A 21,990-nucleotide genomic window follows, 5' to 3' on the forward strand; every position below is an offset into this window, starting at 1 on the left:
GCAGGTCACACCTGCTTCCTCATGACAGGGAGGGAGGCGGGGCCTGCCTCAGTGAAAACCGGACGGAGGATCTTATGACGTTACGACACGGCGGCGGGACGGGGACTGTGCCGCAGGCGCTGAACCGGCACGACCTGCGCACGTTGGCCCTTTCGGCCATCGGGGGGGCGCTGGAATACTATGACTTCATCATCTTCGTCTTCTTCGCGTCGGTGATCGGCAAGCTGTTCTTCCCACCCGACATGCCCGACTGGCTGGTGCTGATCCAGACCTTCGGCATCTTCGCGGCCGGCTACCTCATCCGCCCGCTGGGCGGTATCATCATGGCCCATTTCGGCGATCGCGGCGGCCGCAAGAAGGTCTTCGCGCTGTCGGTGTTCCTGATGTCGCTGTCGACCCTCGGGATGGCGTGCCTGCCGACCTATGCCACCCTGGGCGTGCTCGCGCCCATCCTGCTCGTGGTGTTCCGCATGATCCAAGGCGCGGCCATCGGAGGCGAGGTCCCGGGCGCTTGGACCTTCGTGTCCGAACATGTGCCGGCCAGCCGCGTGGGCATGGCCTGCGGCTTCCTGTGTTCGGGCTTCACGCTGGGCATCATGCTGGGCTCGCTCATCGCGGCGGGCATCAACTGGGTCTTCACGCCAGAACAGATTGCGGGCGGCGCGTGGCGCATCCCCTTCTTCATCGGCGGCGTCTTCGGGCTTCTCGGCGTCTACCTGCGCCGCTGGCTCAGCGAGACGCCGATCTTCACGGCCATGAAGGAAAGCGGAACCCTGAACGGAAGCCTTCCGCTGAAGACCGTGCTGCGCGACCACCTGCACGGGATCGTCATCTCGGCCCTGCTGACCTGGATCCTGTCGGCGGCCATCGTGGTGACCACGCTGATGACGCCCACCTTCCTGCAACGCCAATACGGCTATACCCCGCTGGAATCGCTGCTGGCGGCAAGCTTCGGCACGCTGTTCCTGATGTTCAGCGCCGTCAGCTACGGGGCGCTGGTGGACCGAATCGGCAGCGCGAGGTGCTTCATCTTCGGGGGGATTGCCTTCGGCCTGTCGACTTTCGCGTTCTACACCTGGGCCGGCGTCTCGACCCCGGTGATGTTCGGGCTCTACGCGATCATGGGGATCACGACGGGGATAGTGGGGGCGTCACCCTACGTGATGGTGCGGGCCTTCCCGGCGCCGGTGCGCTTCTCGGGCCTGTCGTTTGCCTACAACATTGCCTATGCGATCTTCGGCGGGCTGACGCCGCTGGTCGTCACGTCGCTTCTCGCGGTTAATCCGATGGCGCACGCCTATTATCTGCTGTGCATCGCGGCCCTTGCTACTGGGATCGGCCTCTACCTGCGCACCAACAGCGCCAAGGTTGAAGGCGCCATCGGCTTCGGCCCTGCCCAAGGCTGAAGGGCCCCTGTCGACACAGGGGGCGGCGGACGCAAACCCGCCGCCCACACGATAAACGCATCGGCCATCCTGAATCCCCACCCTACCTTGGACGCCTCCCGCGAGTTGTAACATACGTAGTTACATGAAGCGCGACAGCCGCCGTTCCGCCGTCCTCCACGCGTTGCTGCATATGGCAGAGCAGGAGAGACCTATGACCTTCGAAGCGCTTGGCCTGTGCCTTGGCACCAATCCGGTGGTGGTTCGGCGCACGATGGGGCTCTTGGGCGAAGCGGGGCTTGTCGCTTCGGATCGTGGTCCTGCGGGGACGGCGCATCACTGGGGACCTGTCCGCCGTAAGCCTGCGCCAACTTCACGAAGCGCTTGGAGAGCCTGCCATCTTCGCCATCGGCAACCGGAACGAAAATCCATGAACGAATTCGGCGGGCGGATGGAAAGGTTGCTCAGGCCTGCAGCGTGCTGTTCCAGGCTGTCCTCGTCCTTGGGTGACAAGGTCCATGCCTTGACAAAGACGAAGGGGATGTCCGGGCACGCCTCGGCCACCTTCAGCGCGATGTCCACGCCCTTGTGCGGGTGGGGATTGATGAAGGTGACGTTCTTGCGCGACGAGGAGGTGCGATAGCGGTCGGCCTCCACCATGGGATAGATGACGTCGGAGGAGATCCCGTCCGAGCGCCTGAAGCTTTCGGCGGTGAACCGGGAATTCGCGATAAAGGCAATGCCGTTCAACTCGCTCAGGCGGCCGCCGAGATCGTCGGTTTCCACATTGTGCAGGTAGATCACGCTCGGGATGTCCGTTCCGGCCATGGACGATGTGATGATCGTCCTTGAGCGGAGCCTGAAAATCACCTCGAACAGGGGAAGCAGGACGTCAGGCCGGGGGGTATCGTCCACATGCCCCAGGGCGAGACGGTCACGATCACGGTACAGGGCGAGATCGCAATCATCGCATACGTCGCCTGTCCGCACTTCCGAAAGGCGCTGAAGCGCTTGCATCGGGGGTCGGGCTGGCCAACCATCTCCAGCATGATCGCAGCCGAAGCCCCATGCCAAGCACGCCTGTCGACAACAAGGCCAATGCGATGGCCTTCTACGACCCGATGTTCAACCAGTGTGACCCGCGATCGGCCATCGAGCGGTTCACCGGAAATGTCTACATCCAGCACAATTCGCATGTCGCCGACGGCAAGGAAGCCTTCATCATATATTTCGAGCGGATGGCGACCACGTTTTCCGGCAAGTCCGTCCCTTTCGAGCGCAGCGTGGCGGAAGACGATCTGATCGTGCTCCACTGTCATCGATTTGGTCGGACAGCGACGAGTACGCTGGCATCGACACCTTCCGCTTCGACATGAACGGCAAGATCGTCGAACACTCGGACGTGCTACAAGTGATCACCCGAACGGCGGCGAATGCCAACGGCCTGTTCTGAGCCTGAGTCGGTAACCTTTGCGAAGCACGTCCGAATTTCCCGACTGCCCGGTCAATCCGCTTGGGCGAGGCGGTCGGCTACACATGTTGATCTGAAGATCGACCTGTGAGGTCTGCTCCCCGCACATTCAATACGTTATCCACATCCCATTCCGGCACTAAGAGAGGCTTTCAGAAGGAAAGTGACAGACCGAAGAAGGACACAGGTGCCGACCACTGCAGTGGTAACAGTATCGGCTCAGGCTGTTTAGAAACTCATCGCCGATGACACCCTACACCGCGGCAATGACAAGAGCGGGGCGTCATACGACGGATCTCGGCCGGACGTGGTTTAGCGATCCTTCTCAGGCCGTCACTGCTGCCATCAACCCGCGGATCCCGATCAGCGCCACCATCCGCTTGATGTTGTAGGCGAGGACGTTCAGCGCGATCTCGGTTTTCACGTTCCTCAGCTTTCGGGTCAGGAAGTGGGCGGTGCCCATCCAGGCCTTGATGGTGCCGAAGGGATGCTCGACCGTGCCGCGGCGGACTGTCATCGGCTCCGCTGATCCGATCAGCCTCGCCCGTGCCGCCTCGATCAGATGCTCGTGCGCGCATCGGGTGATCCGGCGCTCTTTGCCGGTCGTGCAGCGGGTCTTCATCAGGCAGCCACCGCAGTCGCCAGTCCAGTAGCGGCGCACCTCCAACCCGCCTTCCTCGGTGGTGTAGTGGTAAGGTCAGCGTCTCCCCGGCAGGGCAGCGGTAGGCATCCGCATCGGCCTCACAGGCGAAGTCGGGCTTCACATACATGCCCTTGACCCGGTTGCCGGATGTCTCGGGCTTCGGGATCGTGGTGGTGATCCCCACCTCGTGGCAGGCCAGGATCTCGCGTCCGCTGAAGGTGCCCTTTTCGGCCAGCACATGCATCTCGTCGCGATGAAGCGCCTCCTTGGCAGCCTGCGCTATCGGCACCAGCAGATCGCGGTCATGGCCTTGATTGGTGACATCATGCGTCACGATCAGATGCGTCTCCGCATCCACGGCGGCCTGGACATTGTAGCCCACCATGCCGCTGTTCCGCGCGCTCGTGGCCATGGCGCGGGCATCGGGATCGTTCAGGGAGATCTGGCCGTCCGGCGCATCGGCCAGTGCCCAGTCCATCGCTTGCAGATGCTGGATGTGCTGCCGCACGCGGCCATAGCGCTTGGCCAGATGTGCCACCTTCTCGGCGCGGACCTCGCCCTCTTCCTGCCGATCGACCCGGACCATCTCCGCGATGTAGCGTTCGACGTCCGCCTCGAGATGGGCGATGTGATTTGCGATCTTGCCCTGGGTGAAGTTGCGAATTCGGGAGTTCACCGCCCGGAACTTGCTGCCGTCGATAGCGACGCATGCGCCCTTCAGCACGCCGATGCGTCGGCAAAGCTCCACGAACCGGGCGCAGGTACGGCGGATGCCAAGGCCATTGTCGCGGCGGAAGTCGGCGATGGTCTTGTGGTCGGGAACGAGACGGCCAGTCAGCCACATCAGCTGGACATTGCGGCCCGCTTCGCGTTCGAGCCTGCGGCTCGACGGGATCCGGTTCAGGTAGCCATAAATAAACAGCTTGAGCAGAACGGCGGGGGGGGGGGGTAGCCGGGGCGACCCGTCCGCGCTGCGGCCGACCGCACGAACCCAAGGTAAACCAGATCAAGCTCCTCCACGAAGAGATCGACCACACGGACCAGGTGATCCTCATCAATCCAGTCCTGGAGCCAATCGGGAAACAGGACCGTCTGCGCGCGCGCAACGCCCTCGATGAAACCGAACATGACCTATCCCCAGAGCCATGCAGAAGCTTACCACAAAGCGGAAGTCCCACACAGCCGCGGCTTGTAGCTTCCATCAGGATACCGGATCGGAAAACCCTTCGATCAACGCGCCTGTTGGCTTCCTGTCGGAGGGGATCGGGATGATGGATCATGGCAGGTGGCGCAGGACGCGCGGTTCTACGAGTTCTCGCTGCAGGACGACGTCCGAGAGGAACCAATCACCGCGTCCGGAGAATTTCCACCCAGTTCGCGCCCGCCGCGACGGGAAAGCGACCTTTCATGTCCGGATGTCCATCTTCGGATCCGATACCATAGACGGCAACGTGATCCGATTTCTCTCCGGTGACGATCAGGAAGCGGCCTTGCGGATCGATGCCGATATCCCTTGGCTGCTGTTCGGTGGGATAGGTGTCCACCAGACGCAACGGTCCGCTGTCCCCAGTCTCCAGAAGGGAAATCCTGCTCGTCCTGCGCTCGGACGCGTAGAGGTGCCGGCCGTCGGGCGTCAAAACGAGATCGGCCGCCCAGATTCTTGCTTCGTCATCTTTGGGGGCGGCCGGATCAAGACCCGGCTGCAAGTCCGTGTCCGGGGGCAGGATTGACACCCGCTCCACCTCGGTCAATGCACCGCTTACCGGATCGATGCCCATGTGCAGCACCTCGCCTGTCAGTTCGGTCAGCACATAAAGGCGCGCGCCGTCGGGCGACAGGACCATGTGGCGCGGGCCGGACCCTTCCCCGGTCGAGATCGATCCGAGCGGCACCAGAAGACCGCCCTCGATGCGATATGTCAGGATCTTATCCGTCCCGAGCGCCGTGGAATAGGCGAACTGCCCTTTCTGGTCGGTCATGATGGCATGGGCGTTGCGTCCCGCCGGCAGAAGCTGCTTCGTCCCCGCGCTGATCAGGCCATCCGCGCCGACGGGAAGTGTCGCCACCTTTCCGCCGCCATAGGATGCGCCCAGAAGCAGGCGTCCCAGCGGATCCAGCGCAACATAGGCGAGGTTTTCCGGAAGGGCGGCCACCGCCTGCGTTGTCAACGCTCCGGTGGTTTGATCAATTCCCAGGCTGAGGACGCGATAGGGCTGTGACCTTACGACCGCGTAAAGATACTTGCCCTGAAAATTGATCGCCATCGGGCCCACACCCGTGCCAACCTCTGTGGAGCCCAAGGGAGTCAGGGCGCCCGTCCCCTCATCCAGACGGTAGCTGTCGATCACGCCGTCCCCGGCGGCGGCCACGTACACAAAGGTTTCCGCCATTGCCCCAAAAGGCAACGCGGCAACATAGACGGCGATGGCGATCGCATAGCGATATACTGTCAATGATGAGCCCTCCCTCGACCGGTGAGCAGCGTAACGCAGCCGGACATTTCTGCAACCGGACATTGTGTTGCAGGCGCGGCAGGCGCTGCATGCAAGTTTCGGTATACTATTGTATGTCAACAGCTCTGCCATTACTCGTGCCTGACAGGCAGCGCGCCAAAATGTCGCAAGTAACGATTTGCAGCGCGCCGCCGGGACAGTCGAAGGAGATTTCAAGATGATACCTCAGCTCGGTGGAATTTTGTCCGCGCTGCTGGGCGCCGCGATCCTGTATTACGGGGGCCAGCTTGCCCTTGCGGGAGGCAGCGTCTTTTATGTGATCATGGCCCTCGGGCTTCTCGCCTCGGGTATCCAGCTGATGCGGCGCCGGCAAAGCGGGCTCTGGATCTATGCGCTGACGTTGACCCTCTCGTTTCTCTGGACATTGTACGAGGTCGGCTTTGACAAGTGGCAGTGGATCCCGCGCGGGGCGCTGATCGTCTTGCTCGGGCTGCTTCTGGCCCTTCCTTTCGTGGTGAACAGGCTGCGCGACGCCCCTGCGAAACGCTGGGTGCCACGCCTGTCGAACGGCCCTTTCTTCCTGCGCACCATTATCGCCGTCATCGCCGTGCTGGCCGTGGCGGCGTGGTTTGTCGATCCTGTGCAGAAGCAGGGAGAGCTGACGCCCGTGGCCGAGGCCGCAGATAAGACCGTCGACCCGAGCGGTGTGCCCTATCCTACCGATGACTGGGTCGCCTACGGCGGCACGAACCTGGGCCAGCGGTATTCCGCGCTAAGCGACATCACCACGGGCAACGTCGAAAACCTCAAGGTCGCATGGGAACACCACACGGGCGACCTGCGCCAGGCGGACAAGGATTCGGGCGAATACACGTTCGAAGCGACGCCGATCAAGGTGAACGGCCTGCTCTATTTCTGCACGCCGCACAACATCGTGCAGGCGCTGCGCCCCGAGACGGGGGAGGTGGTCTGGTCTTACGACCCGCAGATGGCACGCGATCCGCAATATCAGCACCAGACCTGCCGCGGCGTGTCCTACAACGATTCCTCGGCCTATGTTGCGCCGGCGGGCGGCGATACGGTGCAGGCTCAGGCGGTGGCCGCCGCCGTAGCGGAGTGCCCGCGCCGCATCATCGCATCGTCGGTGGATGCACGACTTTACGCCATGAACGCGGACAGCGGCGCCCTCTGCACCACCTTTGGCGACAATGGTTTCGCCGACCTCAAGGCACAGATGCCAAACCTGAAGCGCGCCACCTACCAGCAGACCTCGGCCCCGCTGGTGACGGCCGACCTGATCGTACTGGGCAGCGCCATCGCCGACAACTACTACGAGAACAACCCGTCGGGCGTCATCCGCGCCTTTGACGTGCGCACCGGCGCCATCGTGTGGAAGTTCGATGCCGGCGCCCCCGACGACACGGCACCGCTGGCACCGGGCGAGGAATATGTCGCCAACTCCGCCGTCGCCTGGACGCAGTTTTCGGCCGATGAAGGGCTGGGCCTCGTCTACATCCCGTTCGGCAACCGTTCGCCCGACCAGGTCGGTCTGACGCGGACCGCCGAAGACGAGGAGATGGTCGATGCGCTGGCCGCCCTTGATCTGAACACGGGCCGTCTGGTGTGGCACTTCCAGACCACGCGGCACGACCTGTGGGATCGCGACCTGCCGTCGCAACCGGTGTTGATCACGCTGCCGCGCGGGGACGAGATGATCCCCTCGGTCCTCGTTCCCACGAAGATCGGCAACATCTGGGTTCTGGACCGCCGCACGGGCAAACCGGTGCTGCCGGTGTCCGAGGTGGACGTCTCCACCCAAACCGACATCCCGAACGAAGAGCTGTCGTCGACCCAACCGATGTCCTCCGTCAACTTCACCCCGGCCCCGCTGACCGAGGCCGACATGTGGGGCACCACGCCGTTCGACCAGATCCAGTGCCGCCTCGCCTTCCGCTCGAACCGCTATGACGGCAACCCGTTCACGCCGCCCACCACCACCGGGTCCATCGTGTGGCCGGGCAACATCGGCGTGTTCAACTGGGGCTCCGTCGCCGTTGATCCGGTGAACCACTGGATGATCGCGACGCCGCAATACCTGGGCTACCTCTACAAGCTCTTCCCCCGCCCCGAGGGAGAGTTGGACAAGCGCATGTTCTCGACGGCCGGCGCAGGCGGAGAGTCCCGTCCGGGGAACGAGAACCTTGGCGGACCCTATGCCGTGCAGATCAAGCACATGCGTTCAGGGCTGGGGGTTCCGTGCAACACCCCCCCATGGGGTGTGCGCGTTGGCGTGAACCTCGCCGATGGCACGACCGCATGGAGATATCGGAACGGCACCGTGGCCGGGCAAAAGATCGCCGGCATCAAGTTCCCGATCCCGTTCGAGATGGGGATGCTTGCGCATGGTGGCACGCTCACGACAGCGGGCGGTGTGGCGTTCACGGGCGCCGCGCTGGACGACATCATCCGCGGCTATGACATGCGCACAGGCGAAACGCTCTGGCAGATGGCCCTTCCCGCGGGTGGCCAGGCGACGCCGATGACCTATCGCGGCAAGGACGGCAAGCAGTATGTCGTGATCGCGGCAGGCGGCCATGGCTCGCTCGGCACCACGCTGGGCGACTCCGTCATCGCCTACACGCTGGACTGACCCTTCAGGCGGCGCGGCTCCCCGCGTCGCCTTCACATCCCGGACGTCTGCAGATGGTGCGACGGGCCTGCCAACGGTTTTTGGTCGGACGCCATCGTTGCAAAGCGTGCCATATGCCAGCAGCATGTCGGTGGGTCGCACCGCGCACCCCTGCTTCCTTTCCGCCGCCTGTGGAACATAAAGTGCTTTTTGCAGCGCGTTCTGTTTGCAGCCATCCATTTTCCAACAGAAGAACGCGGATGGCGGAAGCGCTTGAGCAAGCTTCAGTCCTGAAATCGCGTTCAGGGACGGAGTCTTCCTTCTGCTCGAACCGGGCCCGTAGCCCCGTCATGATACATCTTGCGATCAATCGCATGTCGCCCAACGCTGATGGTTTCGGGCCACCGTCAGCATAGAATCCATGCCTTTCGGCAGCAGGCCGTCGATATTCGATTGGGCGGCTCGCCTCGATTCCAGATCATGTCAACGGTCCGCTCAGGTAGCAGCGCATGGCGAACAACGAGGGTTGTCTTGCGCATCGGGTTTGAAACCTCCGTCCACCGCTCCGACGGCATCCTTCAGGATTTGCGGAGACTGTGTCCTAATCCTCCGCCTCACACATACCAACAACTGATCTTGCAGGGCGAAACGGGTCTGCGACAATGGTTCTTGAACGAGGCTTGATTACCAAAACTTCCGAGATAATTTCACGGTACGGCTATTGCTTAGGGCATCGCCGAGTTTCTTTCGTGCTGCAAGTGCCCTTTCCCGGGAAATCCTGAGAAGCCAGGTGCGTTCAAGCTCCCGGCCTGTATAGAGGTGAGCGAAGCGCAAGTGACAGATGTACAGCACGAGACGGCCGAGACGATCCCGAGGATCATCGTCCGGCGCGACCAGAACAGCCTTCACTACAAGCCCCACGCGACGAACCGCTCCAGGTTCATTGCCAAAGAGCCGTTGCGATCCGCCGCACGGCGCCCCCTTGCCGTTGATCTGGACGGAACGCTCATTCGGTCCGACATGCTGATCGAAACCGCCTTTTCCGAACTTGCGCGGCGCCCGCACGCCTTGATCGAGATGTTCGGCGCGCTGGCGCAAGGCAAGGCGGCGCTGAAGCATCGGCTTTCGGAGCCGGTGGACTTCGACCCTTCCACCCTTCCCTACGACGAGAACGTGCTGGCCTATATCCGTGCCGCCCGCACGGAGGGACGGGACGTCTACCTCGCCTCGGCCAGTCACGAACTGCTCGTCAAGGCGATCGCCGATCATCTGGGGCTCTTTTCCGGCTATTTCGCCTCGGACGCCGAAACGAATTGCGGCGGAAGGGTCAAGGCCCACAAGCTGGTGGCGGCTTTCGGCGAAGGCGGCTTCGACTACATCGGGAATGATGCCGCCGATCTGCCGGTATGGGAAAAAGCGGCGACGGCCATCGCGGTCCGAACCTCCACCGGTGTCACCCGGAAACTTCATGGCACGCATGACAACGTGGAGATGCTGCCTTGGGGAAAGCCGGGGCTGAAGGTTTGGGCCAGGCTTGCGCGGGTGCACCAATACGCCAAGAACGCGCTGCTGTTCCTGCCGATGATCACCGCGCATGTGTTCGAACCTTGGGCCTTCGCGCAGGTCTTCCTCGCGTTCATCGCCTTTTCACTGTGCGCGTCAAGCGTCTACATCCTGAATGATCTTGTCGACTTGCAGGACGACCGGAAGCACCGGACCAAGTGCAACCGACCTTTGGCGAACGGAAGCGTACCCCTTTCGCAGGCGCTTGTGGCAGTGCCCCTGTTGCTCGGCGTGTCCGTCTTGCTGGCGGCATCGATCTCCGTGCCCTTCCTGGCGGTGCTGGCCGGCTACTACGCCCTGACCACCGCCTACTCGTTCTGGCTCAAACGCCGGGCGCTGCTCGACGTGCTGGTCCTGTCCGCTCTTTACACCATACGTGTCATTGGCGGGGCGGTGGTGCTGGACGTGGCCGTCTCGGCGTGGCTTCTGGCTTTCTCTGGCGCGCTTTTCCTGTCGCTGGCGCTTATAAAACGTTTTGTGGAACTTGCCGCACGGCTGGACGCGGACCTGCCGGACAGCAAGAGCCGCGGCTACCGGAACAGCGACGCCGATCTGGTGCTGGCGCTCGCGGCGGCTTCGGGCTTCAACGCCGTCACCGTGTTCATCCTCTACGTCTCGAGCGGGAGCGTGCAGGCGCTTTACCGCACGCCCGAGGTTCTCTGGCTGGCGGCCCCGGTCCTCACCTACTGGATCGCGCGGATGCTGATGCTTGCCCATCGACGGGTCATGCACGATGATCCAGTGGCGTTTGCGGTCAGGGACCGGGTCAGCATGATCTGCGGCGTCCTGATCGGCGTGACCATTTTTGCCGGAACCTGATCTGTGTGTTTTGCGGCGGCGGCAATGTTGTTAACGAGGAGTGGTGCATGACCATTGCGTCCCGCTATGTCTTTTTCGCGGTTATTTCCACATTGGTGAACTTCGGCACTCAGGAACTCACCATCGGGCTGACGCCGGTGGCACCGCTGGCCCTCTCAATCTTCGCGGGCACCTTGGCGGGCTTTGCCGTCAAGTACGTGCTCGACAAGCGGTGGATCTTCTACGACGGCTACACGACGCATGCCGGCGAAGCGCGCAAGGTGGCGCTTTACGGCGTCTTCAGCATCTTCACGACCCTGGTGTTCTGGGGCTTCGAGATCACCTTCTGGACGGTCTGGCAGACGGACATCGCCAAGTACACGGGCGGCGCAATCGGTCTGGCACTTGGCTACATGGCAAAGTTCACGCTGGACCGCCGCTTCGTGTTCGCGACGGCCGCCGCCTGATGCAGCTGGAAGGTTGGGGACGGTATCCACGTTTCGAAAGCGAATTCCTTTGCCTTCACGCGTCCGGGGCGTTGCCTGCCGCCATGGCGGAACGTCGCGGACTTGTCGCGCGCGGGAACGGTCGGGCCTATGGCGATGCGGCCATTGGCACCCGGGTGACGCTGGGCGCCTTGGGGCTGGACCGGATGAAGGCGTTCGATCCGGAAAGCGGGCGACTTACGGTGGAAGCGGGTGTTCTTCTTTCGGACATCCTCGCCGCCTTCCTGCCGCGCGGGTTTTTTCCGCCCGTGGTGCCCGGCACGAAGCTGGTCACGGTGGGCGGCATGATCGCCTCGGACGTGCACGGGAAGAACCATCACCGTGACGGCAGCTTTGGCGATCATGTCGAACGGCTGACGCTGGTTCTGCCATCAGGGGAAGCGGTCTCTTGCGGGCCGAAGGACCAGCCCGAACTTTTCCGCGCCACGGTGGGCGGCATGGGCCTCACCGGCATCATCACCGAGGCGACGTTCCGGATGAGGCCCGTCGAAACGGGCTGGATCCGGCAGTGCAGCATCGTGGCCACCAACCTGGCCGGGGCCCTGAAGGCGCTGGAGGACAGCGCCGCGGCAACCTACTCCGTCGCCTGGATCGATTGTCTGGCGCGAGGGGCGAACATGGGGCGGTCGCTGATCTTCCTGGGCGAACATGCCACCCGCGACGAGGTGGCATCGGCCCAGCCGGAGGCCGACCTGCGGCCGCAGGCCCGTGCCGGCCGGCTGAGCGTTCCGCTGGACCTGCCGTCCCTGACCCTGAACAAGGCCACCGTCGCGGCCTTCAACGAGGTCTATTTCCGCCGCGGCTCCAAGAAAGGCGGCGAACCCTTCCTCACCCACTGGCATCCCTATTTCTTTCCGCTGGACGGGGTGGACAGGTGGAACCGGATCTACGGCCGGCGGGGCTTCCTTCAGCATCAATGCGTGGTGCCGTCCACCAACGCCCAAGCCGTTCTCTCGGAGATACTGGAGCGCGTCAGCCGTTCGGGAAAAGCCTCCTTCCTCGCCGTGCTCAAGAAGATGGGCGCGGCGGGCAGCCTCATGTCATTTCCGATGGAAGGGTATACGCTGGCGCTGGATCTGCGGGTGACGGACGACACATTCGCGCTTCTCGACGACATCGACCGCATCGTCGTGGCCGCAGGCGGGCGGCTTTACCTGGCAAAGGACGCCCGGCAGTCCCGCCAGACCTTTGAGGCCGGATATCCCAATCTTGGCCGGTTCAACGATCTTCGCAGGGCCATAGGCGCCACGGGCCATATGGCGTCCCATCTCTCAAGCAGGCTCGGCATATGACGGACATTCACAAGACGATGCTTCTGATCGGCGCGACTTCGGACATCGGGCGGGCCACGGCGCTGGCCTACGCGCAGGCAGGCTGGCGGGTCCTTCTCGCGGCCCGGAACATCGAGGTTGCACAGCGCAACGCCGACGATATCGCCGCACGGACGGGGGCCGAGGTGAACCTCTACCCCTTGGACATCCTGCAAAGCGACGCTTTGTCCACCTTCGCCGACAACCTGCCGGTTCTGCCGGACACCGTCATCTGCGTGGTCGGAGAGATGGGCGACCAGAAGCGGGCGCAGTCGGATCCTGAGCACGCCGCGATGGTGTTCCGCACGAATTTCGAAGGTCCCGCCTTGCTGATGGGATTGTTCGCCAACCGCTTCCTGACGCGGGGTTCCGGCACCATCGTGGGCGTCAGCTCGGTCGCGGGCGATCGGGGGCGGGGGACGAATTATGTCTACGGCGCGGCGAAGGCCGGCTTCACCGCCTTCCTGTCCGGATTGCGGAACCGGCTGGCCCCCAGCGGCCTGCGCGTGGTCACGGTGAAACCCGGCTTCGTGCGGACCCGGATGACGGCCGGCATGAAGCTTCCACCGCTGCTGACGGCCGAACCCGGGGAAGTTGGCGCCGCGATCCTTGCCGCCGCCGAAGGAAAGCGGGGTCGCGACGTGATCTATGTCCGCCCGGTCTGGCGCGGGGTGATGTCGATCATCGGCGCCATCCCCGAGCCCATCTTCAAGAAGCTCAAGCTCTGACATGAAGCGGTTCGCGACCGGCGGCCCGTTGTCATGTCCTCGCCCTGCCCTGCTCATTCTCGGCATGGCGGTTCTGGCGGCATTGCTGCTTGTCCTGTCGGACCGGACCGTCGCCACCCGTTCCGTGGAGGAATTCTTCTACCTCTTCGACGGGGTAAACCGTGTTCTTTGGGGACAGGCTCCGTCACGGGACTTCGTGACGTCCCTCGGGCCTCTCGTCTATTACCTGCCGGCCTGGGGCCAATGGATCGGCGGCTGGGGCGCGGCGTTGCCCCTGTCCAGCGCCGTCATGATCCTGCTTCTGGCCCCCGTCATGGCGCATGTTCTGACGTCGCGGCTGCATCCTGTCCTGGCCTTGCTGATGGGCGGCTTCCTGATCCTTGTGCTGGCCGCGCCGATGAACCTGGGCGAGGCGATGACGGCCCTGTCCTTTCACCAGTATCACAACCGGGTCGGGTGGGTCGCCCTTGCCCTGTTGCTGGTGCTGGTTCTTTCCCCCCGACACCCTGTTGCGGGGCGTGACGCGGCGGCGGCCGCGCTCCTTGCATTCGTGATGACCTATGTCCGGCTGACCTACGGGCTGGTGGCGGTGGCGTTCCTTGTCTTCATGCTGACGGATGCGCGGCAACGGGGATGGGCCGCAGGGGCGCTGGCAGGGCTGGCCGTGGCCGCCCTTGCCATGGAACTGGTTTGGGGAGGAACGGCTGGCTACGTTCAGGCCACGCGGATGGCCTTCGGGGCGGGGGGCGTTCTGCGGGGAAGCTGGGGCGACATCATCGACCACGTCCTTGCCAACTTTACCGATTACGTGCTGCTCGGCCTGATCGCCGGCCTTTCGCTGTGGCGGACGCCGAGCCTGCGCTACGCCATCTTCTTCGCCTTCTGCGCCCTTGGCGGCTTCTGGCTTATCAATCAGAACGACCAGCGTTGGGGCATCCTCGCGCTTCACGCAGCCGCGGTCGTAGCGGCTGAGCGTATCCTGCGGGAGGATGACGGCCTGTCATCGGCAACCTGGGCAACGCCCGCAGGCGTGCGGCTTTTCTTTCTGGCGATGGTCCTGCCAACGCTTCTGCACAACACGGTGGCACTTGGCCTGCATGTGTCGGCGGCCGTCGGGGGGGCGGGCCGCCCGATGCCTGTCGCGGGGATGGAGGATGTGCGGCTTGCCGAGCTCTGGACCGGGGGGGACTTCGGTGGGGGGAACGCCTACCTCGCCATGGTCGAAGAAGGCATCGACGCCTTGGCCGATCTGGAGCCCGCCCCCGAAAATATCGCGGTCCTCGGCGCCGCCGACCCGTTCTCCCTTGCGCTGAACCTGCGCCCCTTGGCGGGCATGATGCCCACCATGCTTTGGTTGAACACCGTGGGCCCCACGGCCCATCCGCCAGCGGCCAGGATTCTTGTAGGTGCCGACGTCGTCGTCCTGCGAAAGATCCCAGAAGGCGCGGGGCCGGTGGGTGAGCTTTACCTTCCGTTCCTTGCGCAGAACTACACGCAAATCTCCGAAACCGAGCATTGGCGTTTCTACCGCCATGCCCGCCCCACAGCCGCACCATGAAGCGGCCGGCGGCATCGTCTGTCCTGATCGCGCTGATCGGGCTGGTTTGCGCGATCTTGCTGGCCGCGCCGGGCCGCACCGTCACGACCGCCTTCATGAACGACGTCCTGATCTTTCTGGATGGCGCGCATCGCATCCATTGGGGCCAGGTGCCGAATCGCGATTTCCACACCGCGCTTGGGCCGTTGGTCTACCTGATTCCGGCACTGGGGTATTGGATCACGGGAAGTTTCGGTACGGCGATGCCCGTGGGCATGGCGCTTCTGATCCTCGGGTTCACGGGGCTTGTCGTGCATGTGCTTGGCTCCCGGCTGGAGCCGCGTCTGGACGTGCCATTCGCGGCCTTCCTTCTCCTGCTGCTTGCCGTGCCGATGAACCTTGGCGACAGGATCAGCGCGCTGTCCTTTGCCATGTTCTACAACCGCATTGGATGGGCGGCCCTGGGCCTTGTCCTGATCATGTATCTGCCGCCACGGGCCCCCGGGCCATGGCAGGAGGCGCGGGACGTGCTGTCGGCCACGGCGCTGACCCTGCTGCAGCTTTACACCAAGGTCACCTATGGCGCCGCGGCGGTGGCCTTCCTGATGTTCCTGCTCCTCCTCCCCGGCCAAAGGCGGCGGGCGACGTTGTCGCTCCTTCTCGTGGCTGCGGCGGTGGTGATGGTCGAAGTCTTCTGGCGCGGCACGGCGGGCCATATCCGCGACCTGATGGAAACGGCGCGGATCAGCGGCGGACGTGGGATGGAGGGGCTGATCCGCGCCGCCACTCGCAACGTCGCGGACCTGACGGTCTTTGCGCTGATCGCGGGCCTCGCACTCTGGCAGAAACCTTCGTTCCGGGACTTCGTCTTCTATGCCGCCTGCGCCGTGGGGGGCCTGCTGATCGTGAGCCAGAACGCCCATGACTGGGGCGTCATCACGCTGTATGCGGGGGCTGTCGTGGCCGCCCAGCGGGTGATGAGCCGCTCCGGACCTGTCGCAACCGGGATGCCGCTGCTGGTCCTGTTCTTCACCCTTCCGCCCACCCTCTACCACGCCTCGGCGCTGGTCCTGCACAGCGTTCTTGCGACAGCACATGCCGGGAAATCCGTGGGGCTGCCAAACTTCGGTGGCCTCCACTATGCCACGCTCTGGTCGCCGGGCGATCACGGATTTTCACAGCGCTATGTCAACAGCTTCGAAAGCGGCGGTGCGTTGCTGGAAGACTTGGGGCCCGGCATCGGCCCCGTTGCCACGCTGGACTTCGTGAACCCGTTTTCGGCCGGTCTGGGCCTGCGCCCGCCGGAAGGCGACAACGCCTGGCTGCACTGGAACCGCAACGTCAGCCGCGACCATCACCTGCCACCGGCCCAGCTTTTCGGAGATGTTCAGATCATCATGGAGCCCGGGATCGGGATCAACAGCGTCCAGCTTCGCGACATCTACGGACCTTATATCGACCAGCATTACACACCTGTTCGCAAGACAGCGGAATGGACGATCCACAAGCGCCGGGAGACGGAGGAATGAAGGGTCCCGAGGAACGTCGGAGGGGAGCCCTGCGGCAAAGCCGGATCATCCTCGCAGCGGGGCTGCTGATCGGCGTTGTGCTGGCCCTGCCCGGCCAGACCGTGACCAGCAAATACGTCAACGACCTTTTCATCTTCCTCGACGGGGCCTACCGGATCTGGATGGGTCAGGTGCCGAATGTCGACTTCCACTCCTCCCTCGGCCCGCTTGCCTATTATATCCCGGCCGTTGGCTACGGACTTGGCGGCAGCCTTGGCGCGGCGATGCCCATCGGCATGGGGCTGGTGACGGCGGCCGTCGCATGGGTGGCGGCGCATGTGATCCCCAGCCGGATGCGCCCGGCGCTTGGTCTTCCCCTCGCCCTCTACCTTCTGCTGATCGTGGCCGTCCCGATGAACCCCGGTGAAGGGGTGCGGGAGTTGTCCTTCGCGATGTTCTACAACCGCATTGGCTGGGCGGCCTTGGGGCTGTTGCTGGTGATGTATCTGCCGCCCGCCCTGCCCCGGCGCCGGCAGATTGCGGCAGATGCGGTCTGCGCGGCAGCCCTGATGCTCCTGATGCTCTACCTCAAGATCAGCTACGGATTGGTCATGGTCGCGTTCGTGATCTTCATGCTGACGGATCGGCGCCAGTGGCGATGGGCTGCCACAGCGCTGGCGCTGACCGCTGCGGCCGGCCTGATGATCGAACTCGTCTGGCGCGGCACCGCCCATCATATCGCCGACCTGCGGCTGGCCAGCCAGGTCAGCGGCGGCCTTCCCACCTTCCGCACCCTGCTCGAGGAGGTGCAGCGCAACCTGCCCGAGATCAGCCTTTATGGCATCTTTGCGGCGATGCTCCTGTCGAAGCGACGAAGTCTTCGCGACGCCGTGTTCCTGATCTGCTGCCTTCTGACCGGCATTCTGCTGATCGAGCAGAACTTCCAGATCTTCGGCATCCTCACCCTTGGCGCAGGCGCCGCCGTAGCCGCCGAAGGGGCCTTGCGCACCCAGCCGGCCTCGCGATCCGGCCTGCCCCTTCTTCTGGCGGCCTGTCTGGCGCCGGCCACCCTGCAATTCACAATGGCCCTTGGCTTTCATACCGGGCTTGCCCTGGCGCGTCAGGGGATTGAATTCTCGCTGCCGAACTATTCGGGAATAAGGCTCGTCCGGTTCTGGGTGGACGGGTCCTTTGCAAACTTTCGGAGCTACGATGACAGCTTGCGGGACGGCGCGGCCGTTCTGGCCCAGATCGGCAATCCGGAACGCGTTCTGGTGCTCGACTTCGTCGGTCCCTTCACGGCGGGCATGGGGCTTGCCCCCCCGCATGGGGACAGCACGTGGTACCATTGGGGGCGCACGGTCGATGCCGAACACCATCCCTCGGCCCGGGACTTCTTTGGCGATGCGCGGATCGTGATGGACCCGAAAGCCCCGATCGAGAAATGGACGGCGAACGGCCTTCGCGAGGTCTACGCCGCCGCACTGGCCGAAAACTTCGTGCTGGCCGCCGAGACCGAGTTCTGGCGCGTCTATGTGGCCAAGGACACCGATCGCGCCCTGTCCCCTTCCGGCAGCATGACCATGATCATGCACAGCACGACCGCCCAGCCATAGACCGAGCCAAGGGTCAGTTGCACCCATTGTGCGCTTGCGAACTGGTTGATGACAAAGGGCACCGGAACAACAAGAAGGCCGGCGACGATCCAGGTCGACCACCGGTCCCGGAAATGCAGCAGCACCGGCAGAAGAAACAGCGTGTAATGGATCCAGCCCAGCGGCGACGCCAGAACGGAGGCCACCAGCGCGGGAGCACTCGCCTTCATGAGATCCGGACGCTGCCAGAACGCCCACGCGGCAAGCGCCAGAAGAAGCGCCGCCCCAAGGGCCGTTCCAGCCTCGGGGATACCGGCACGGGCGGCCAGGCCCGAAAGCGAAGCGTTGGTCAGGAAGAAGGCCCGTTCGCCATCGGCGGCCACAAGGCTGATCCATCGATGATAAACCCCCGGACCCATCACCACGAGGGGGATCAGGCTGATCACCGCCGCCGTCGCGACGCAAACCAGGGACGGCTTGCGATGTCCCGCAAGGAACAGGAGCACGGGCCAGACAAGGAAGTTCGGCTTCATCGCAACCACAAGCCCGATGAGGATGCCGGACCAGATGAGCTCCCCCCGCTCCAGCAGCAGCCAGGCGCCGACCGCCATCAGAAGGAGGGGCAGGTAGATCTGCCCCAGAAATAGCGTGTCCCAGAACCCGGCCAGTCCGAACGCCCAGATGGCAATCAGCAGGCCCTGAAGTCCTTGCCCATGGCGCCGGACAAGCAGGAACACGGTCGCCGCGTAACAGGCCACCGAGATCCAGAGCCAGACACGAAGGGACGTCTCGGGCTCTGCCAGATCGAAAAGCTGGAACAGCAGCGCCGAGACAGGCGGGTTGAGGTTCGGGTTCCACGACTCGAAGCCCGGCAGCACGACATGCGGCGTCAGCGGGTAGATGCCGTAAGGGTTCAACCCTTCCGCCGCAGCCCGCCCCGAGGCCACGAAGGCGCCGAAATCCCAAAGCCCATGCGGAGGAGCGACCCGCCCCAATTCGGTATACATTGCGCAAAGGGAGGCCAATGCCAGCAAGATCAGCACGACGTGCCGGAGCGTATGATTGATTTCGCGACCGGGCATCATTTCTCCTGTGGCAGTTGTGCACGGCAGACGCGTCGTCCGCCCTTGGCGTCCAGTTTCCCTCAAGACGAAGCTTGCTTGCAAGGAAGCCTTTTCAGCTTTCCTTCGAGACCGCTGATGTCGATGTTCAATGGTTCATGGCGTCATGTCCAGAGCCATTACCCGGAGAAATCGGTTCCATGACACGCCGTGCTGGCACGGCCCGACCGAATAAATCAGGCTATCGCCGCTAGCAACTGTGTCTATCGGCCTGACGGCGTGCGTGGTCGTGGCACTCCCATGACGAACCTGTCCCACAGGGCATTTCCATTCCATGGATCCGCATGCTCGGTGTGATCGACGAGTTCAGTCGGGAGTGCTTGGCCATCCGGATCTACCGGAAGCTGTACTCCACCGCCGTGATCGATGCCCTGTCCGATCTCTTCATCCTGCGGGGCGTGCCCCGCCATGTTCGCTCGGACAATGGACCGGAGTTTATAGCGAAAGCCGTGCGGGGCTGGATCAATGCCATCGGAACGAAACCGCATCCATCGGACTGGGCAGTCCGTGGGATGAGGAGGGTCAGAAAACAGGGCAGGCCAGCTTGTACGTGCTTCAGCAAGGCGAAGTGGACCATCTTCACCCGGTGGGCCATGAGATCGGCCGCAAGCTGTTCGTGAACCAAGCTACCATGATAGCGCGTTTCACGTCTCGACGCCGGAACAGATGGTCTGAGGGCCGCTGGCGCTGTCAGCCTGGATAGCCGAGAGACGCCGATGTTTCCGCTGCAGCGGCCGTAAGACGCGCAATATAATCGTCCCGCCGCGCCTCCTCGAACCGCATCAGGGGGAAGGCCACCGAAATGGCGGCCACGGGTCGGCCCAGATGGTCGAAGACGGGGGCGGCAAGGCAGCGGACGCCGGCCTCGGCCTCCTCCACCTCCTCGGCAAAGCCGCGGGCCCGCACCTCCGCCAAGTCCCGGCGCAGACGCTCCGCGTCCCGTATGGCCCTTGGGCCGGCGGCGTCGAAGGGCATCCGCACGATACGGGCCTCCACCTCCTCGGGGCTGCGCCAGGCCAGAAGCGCCTTGCCGAGGGAGGTGGAGCTGAGGGGGCTGCGCTGGCCTACCGTGCTTTTCATCGACAGGCCGAAGACCGATTCGATGTGGTGGACATAGACGACCTTCTCCTCCTGCCCGTCGATGACGCCGAGGTTGATGGATTCGCCCGTGGCCCGCGACAAGGCGGCCATGGCGCGATCGGCATGAACCATCAGCTGCGACGGGTCGATCGCGCGGGCTGCGATGGAAAACAGCTTCAGCGTCAGACCGTAGCGTTCCGTTTCGGCGTCCTGTTCGACAAAGCCCAGATCCACCATCGTCTGAAGCAACCGATGGGTCGTGCTTTTCGACGTCATTGCCTTCTGCGCGATGGTGCCAAGTGTGGCCTGGCGATCTTCGGCCAGCGTTTCCAGCACCGAAAACACCTTCAAGACCGAGGCGACGTTGTCCGCTTTGCCTGACTGCACGGGAAGTATCCTGTATTTCGGAATGCCATTCTGAAAGTTTCGGACCAGCTTGTCAATTCTGCTTGCCTGCCCGCAGCGGTTGTGCTTCCTTCAAAATCGAAACGGCGTTCTGATTTTCTCGCCGCTGTCTTTGGGAGGAGGCACAGATGGATCCGCTTCTGCGGCAGAGAGAGCATGTCCTGCCCCGGTCGGAGGTTTGCAACCTGATCGACCGGCTGACCGACAACCTCGTGAATATCACCGACACGACCGGCGAATTCCTGCTGCGGCTGGAAGACGGCCGCGTCATCGACACCAAGGGCTGGGCCGGATGGGAATGGACCCATGGCATCGGTCTTTACGGCTTGCTGAAATACTGGCAGCTGACGGGCAATGCCCGCGCGCTGGCGATCGTGAAGGACTGGTTCCGCGACCGGCTGGCGGAGGGCACGCCGACAAAGAACATCAACACCGTCGCCCCCTTCCTGACCGCCGCCCACCTGTACGAGATGGACCGCGACCCGTCCTGGCTCCCCTATCTGGACCGCTGGGCCGAATGGGTGATGCACGAAATGCCCCGCGTGCGCGACGGCGGTTTGCAGCACATCGTCTACAACTCGGTCAACCACCAGCAGATGTGGGACGACACGCTGATGATGTCGGTAGTGCCGCTGGCCAAGATCGGCCTGATCCTGAAGCGCCCGCATTATGTCGAGGAAGCGAAGTTCCAGTTCCTGACCCATGCGCAGTATCTGGCGGACACGCATTCGGGCCTGTGGTTCCACGGCTGGACGTTTGAAGGAAACCACAACTTTGCCCGCGCCCTTTGGGCCCGCGGAAACAGCTGGGTCACCATCGTCATCCCCGAGTTCATTGAGCTTCTGGACCTGCCCGACACCGATCCCGTCCGCCGCCACCTGACCGCCCTGCTGGGCCGGCAGGCAAGTGCGCTGCGCGAGCTGCAGGACGACAGCGGCTTGTGGCACACGCTGCTGGACGATCCCGACAGCTACCTTGAGGCGTCCGCCACGGCGGGCTTTGCCTATGGCCTGCTGAAGGGCGTGCGCAAACGCTACATCGGCCCGGAACATGGCCCCGTCGCCGAACGCGCGATCCGGGGCGTCATCGACAACATCTCGCCCGAGGGGGAGCTGCGGAACGTGTCCTTCGGCACGGCCATGGGGTCGGATCTCGATTACTACCGGCAGATCAAGCGCACCTCTATGCCCTATGGGCAGGCAATGGCGATGTTCGCGCTGACGGAACTTCTGCACACCTACATCTGACCGTTTCCTGG

At 63.6% G+C, this 21,990-nt stretch carries 15 protein-coding genes and 3 pseudogenes; 13 read left to right on the plus strand and 5 right to left on the minus strand.

All coding sequences use genetic code 11. The annotated features are described in order from the left end of the window. Positions 1–74: 74 nt before the first annotated feature. Together ACSHZY_RS14335 and ACSHZY_RS14340 are read left to right on the plus strand one after the other, a co-directional pair. On the plus strand, positions 75–1,406 hold the full coding sequence (locus tag ACSHZY_RS14335) for an MFS transporter (RefSeq protein ID WP_435170235.1): 1,332 nt from the start codon (positions 75–77) through the stop codon (positions 1,404–1,406). 193 nt (positions 1,407–1,599) lie between these two features. Then, a pseudogene (locus tag ACSHZY_RS14340) lies at positions 1,600–1,653 on the plus strand (hypothetical protein); the annotation flags it as partial. Positions 1,654–1,721: 68 nt separating this feature from the next. Here the strand turns inward: ACSHZY_RS14340 and ACSHZY_RS14345 are convergent. Continuing rightward, positions 1,722–2,402, minus strand: coding sequence for a hypothetical protein (locus ACSHZY_RS14345; protein WP_435170306.1), 681 nt, complete (start codon positions 2,400–2,402; stop codon positions 1,722–1,724). A gap of 50 nt (positions 2,403–2,452) precedes the next feature. Between ACSHZY_RS14345 and ACSHZY_RS14350 the strand changes: the two genes are divergently transcribed. After that, positions 2,453–2,761, plus strand: coding sequence for a nuclear transport factor 2 family protein (locus ACSHZY_RS14350; RefSeq protein ID WP_435170236.1), 309 nt, complete (start codon positions 2,453–2,455; stop codon positions 2,759–2,761). Positions 2,762–3,181: 420 nt separating this feature from the next. Here ACSHZY_RS14350 and ACSHZY_RS14355 read toward each other — a convergent pair. Next, positions 3,182–4,627, minus strand: a pseudogene (locus ACSHZY_RS14355) (IS1182 family transposase). A gap of 218 nt (positions 4,628–4,845) precedes the next feature. Continuing rightward, complete coding sequence (locus tag ACSHZY_RS14360; protein ID WP_435170238.1) at positions 4,846–6,168, minus strand: lactonase family protein; 1,323 nt, start codon at positions 6,166–6,168, stop codon at positions 4,846–4,848. Between the two features lies 1 nt (position 6,169). On the opposite strand from ACSHZY_RS14360, the gene ACSHZY_RS14365 reads away from it, so the two are divergent. The 8 genes from ACSHZY_RS14365 (at position 6,170) to ACSHZY_RS14400 (ending at position 18,147) form a co-directional block, all read left to right on the plus strand. Continuing rightward, complete coding sequence (locus ACSHZY_RS14365) at positions 6,170–8,602, plus strand: membrane-bound PQQ-dependent dehydrogenase, glucose/quinate/shikimate family (protein ID WP_435170240.1); 2,433 nt, start codon at positions 6,170–6,172, stop codon at positions 8,600–8,602. Between the two features lie 813 nt (positions 8,603–9,415). Next, a complete protein-coding gene (locus tag ACSHZY_RS14370; RefSeq protein WP_435170242.1) occupies positions 9,416–10,963 on the plus strand; it encodes a UbiA family prenyltransferase in 1,548 nt (515 codons plus the stop codon). Positions 10,964–11,010: 47 nt separating this feature from the next. After that, a complete protein-coding gene (locus ACSHZY_RS14375; RefSeq protein WP_435170244.1) occupies positions 11,011–11,409 on the plus strand; it encodes a GtrA family protein in 399 nt (132 codons plus the stop codon). An 83-nt stretch (positions 11,410–11,492) separates the two neighbouring features. Continuing rightward, positions 11,493–12,740 (plus strand): FAD-binding oxidoreductase, encoded by a 1,248-nt coding sequence (locus tag ACSHZY_RS14380; protein ID WP_435170246.1) that lies wholly within the window; start codon positions 11,493–11,495, stop codon positions 12,738–12,740. Then, positions 12,737–13,486 carry an SDR family oxidoreductase gene (locus tag ACSHZY_RS14385; protein ID WP_435170248.1) on the plus strand — a complete coding sequence of 250 codons (750 nt, stop codon included), beginning with the start codon at positions 12,737–12,739 and terminating at the stop codon, positions 13,484–13,486. Before ACSHZY_RS14380 ends, ACSHZY_RS14385 begins: the two co-directional genes overlap by 4 nt. 64 nt (positions 13,487–13,550) lie before the next feature. Further along, complete coding sequence (locus ACSHZY_RS14390; protein WP_435170249.1) at positions 13,551–15,044, plus strand: hypothetical protein; 1,494 nt, start codon at positions 13,551–13,553, stop codon at positions 15,042–15,044. Then, positions 15,041–16,552, plus strand: a complete 1,512-nt coding sequence (locus ACSHZY_RS14395; protein WP_435170251.1) for a hypothetical protein — start codon at positions 15,041–15,043, stop codon at positions 16,550–16,552. Before ACSHZY_RS14390 ends, ACSHZY_RS14395 begins: the two co-directional genes overlap by 4 nt. After that, positions 16,549–18,147 carry a hypothetical protein gene (locus ACSHZY_RS14400; protein ID WP_435170253.1) on the plus strand — a complete coding sequence of 533 codons (1,599 nt, stop codon included), beginning with the start codon at positions 16,549–16,551 and terminating at the stop codon, positions 18,145–18,147. Before ACSHZY_RS14395 ends, ACSHZY_RS14400 begins: the two co-directional genes overlap by 4 nt. Here ACSHZY_RS14400 and ACSHZY_RS14405 read toward each other — a convergent pair. Next, positions 18,063–19,208, minus strand: coding sequence for a glycosyltransferase family 87 protein (locus ACSHZY_RS14405; protein ID WP_435170255.1), 1,146 nt, complete (start codon positions 19,206–19,208; stop codon positions 18,063–18,065). The genes ACSHZY_RS14400 and ACSHZY_RS14405 overlap by 85 nt on opposite strands. Before the next feature lie 320 nt (positions 19,209–19,528). Between ACSHZY_RS14405 and ACSHZY_RS14410 the strand changes: the two are divergent. After that, positions 19,529–19,761, plus strand: a pseudogene (locus ACSHZY_RS14410) (DDE-type integrase/transposase/recombinase); the annotation flags it as partial. Positions 19,762–19,937: 176 nt separating this feature from the next. Here ACSHZY_RS14410 and ACSHZY_RS14415 read toward each other — a convergent pair. Further along, positions 19,938–20,714, minus strand: coding sequence for an IclR family transcriptional regulator domain-containing protein (locus ACSHZY_RS14415; protein ID WP_435170257.1), 777 nt, complete (start codon positions 20,712–20,714; stop codon positions 19,938–19,940). A gap of 146 nt (positions 20,715–20,860) precedes the next feature. Between ACSHZY_RS14415 and ACSHZY_RS14420 the strand changes: the two genes are divergently transcribed. After that, complete coding sequence (locus ACSHZY_RS14420; RefSeq protein ID WP_435170259.1) at positions 20,861–21,979, plus strand: glycoside hydrolase family 88/105 protein; 1,119 nt, start codon at positions 20,861–20,863, stop codon at positions 21,977–21,979. Positions 21,980–21,990 lie beyond the last annotated feature (11 nt).

Source organism: Falsirhodobacter sp. 1013 (assembly GCF_051195255.1).
Taxonomy (GTDB): Bacteria; Pseudomonadota; Alphaproteobacteria; order Rhodobacterales; family Rhodobacteraceae; genus Falsirhodobacter.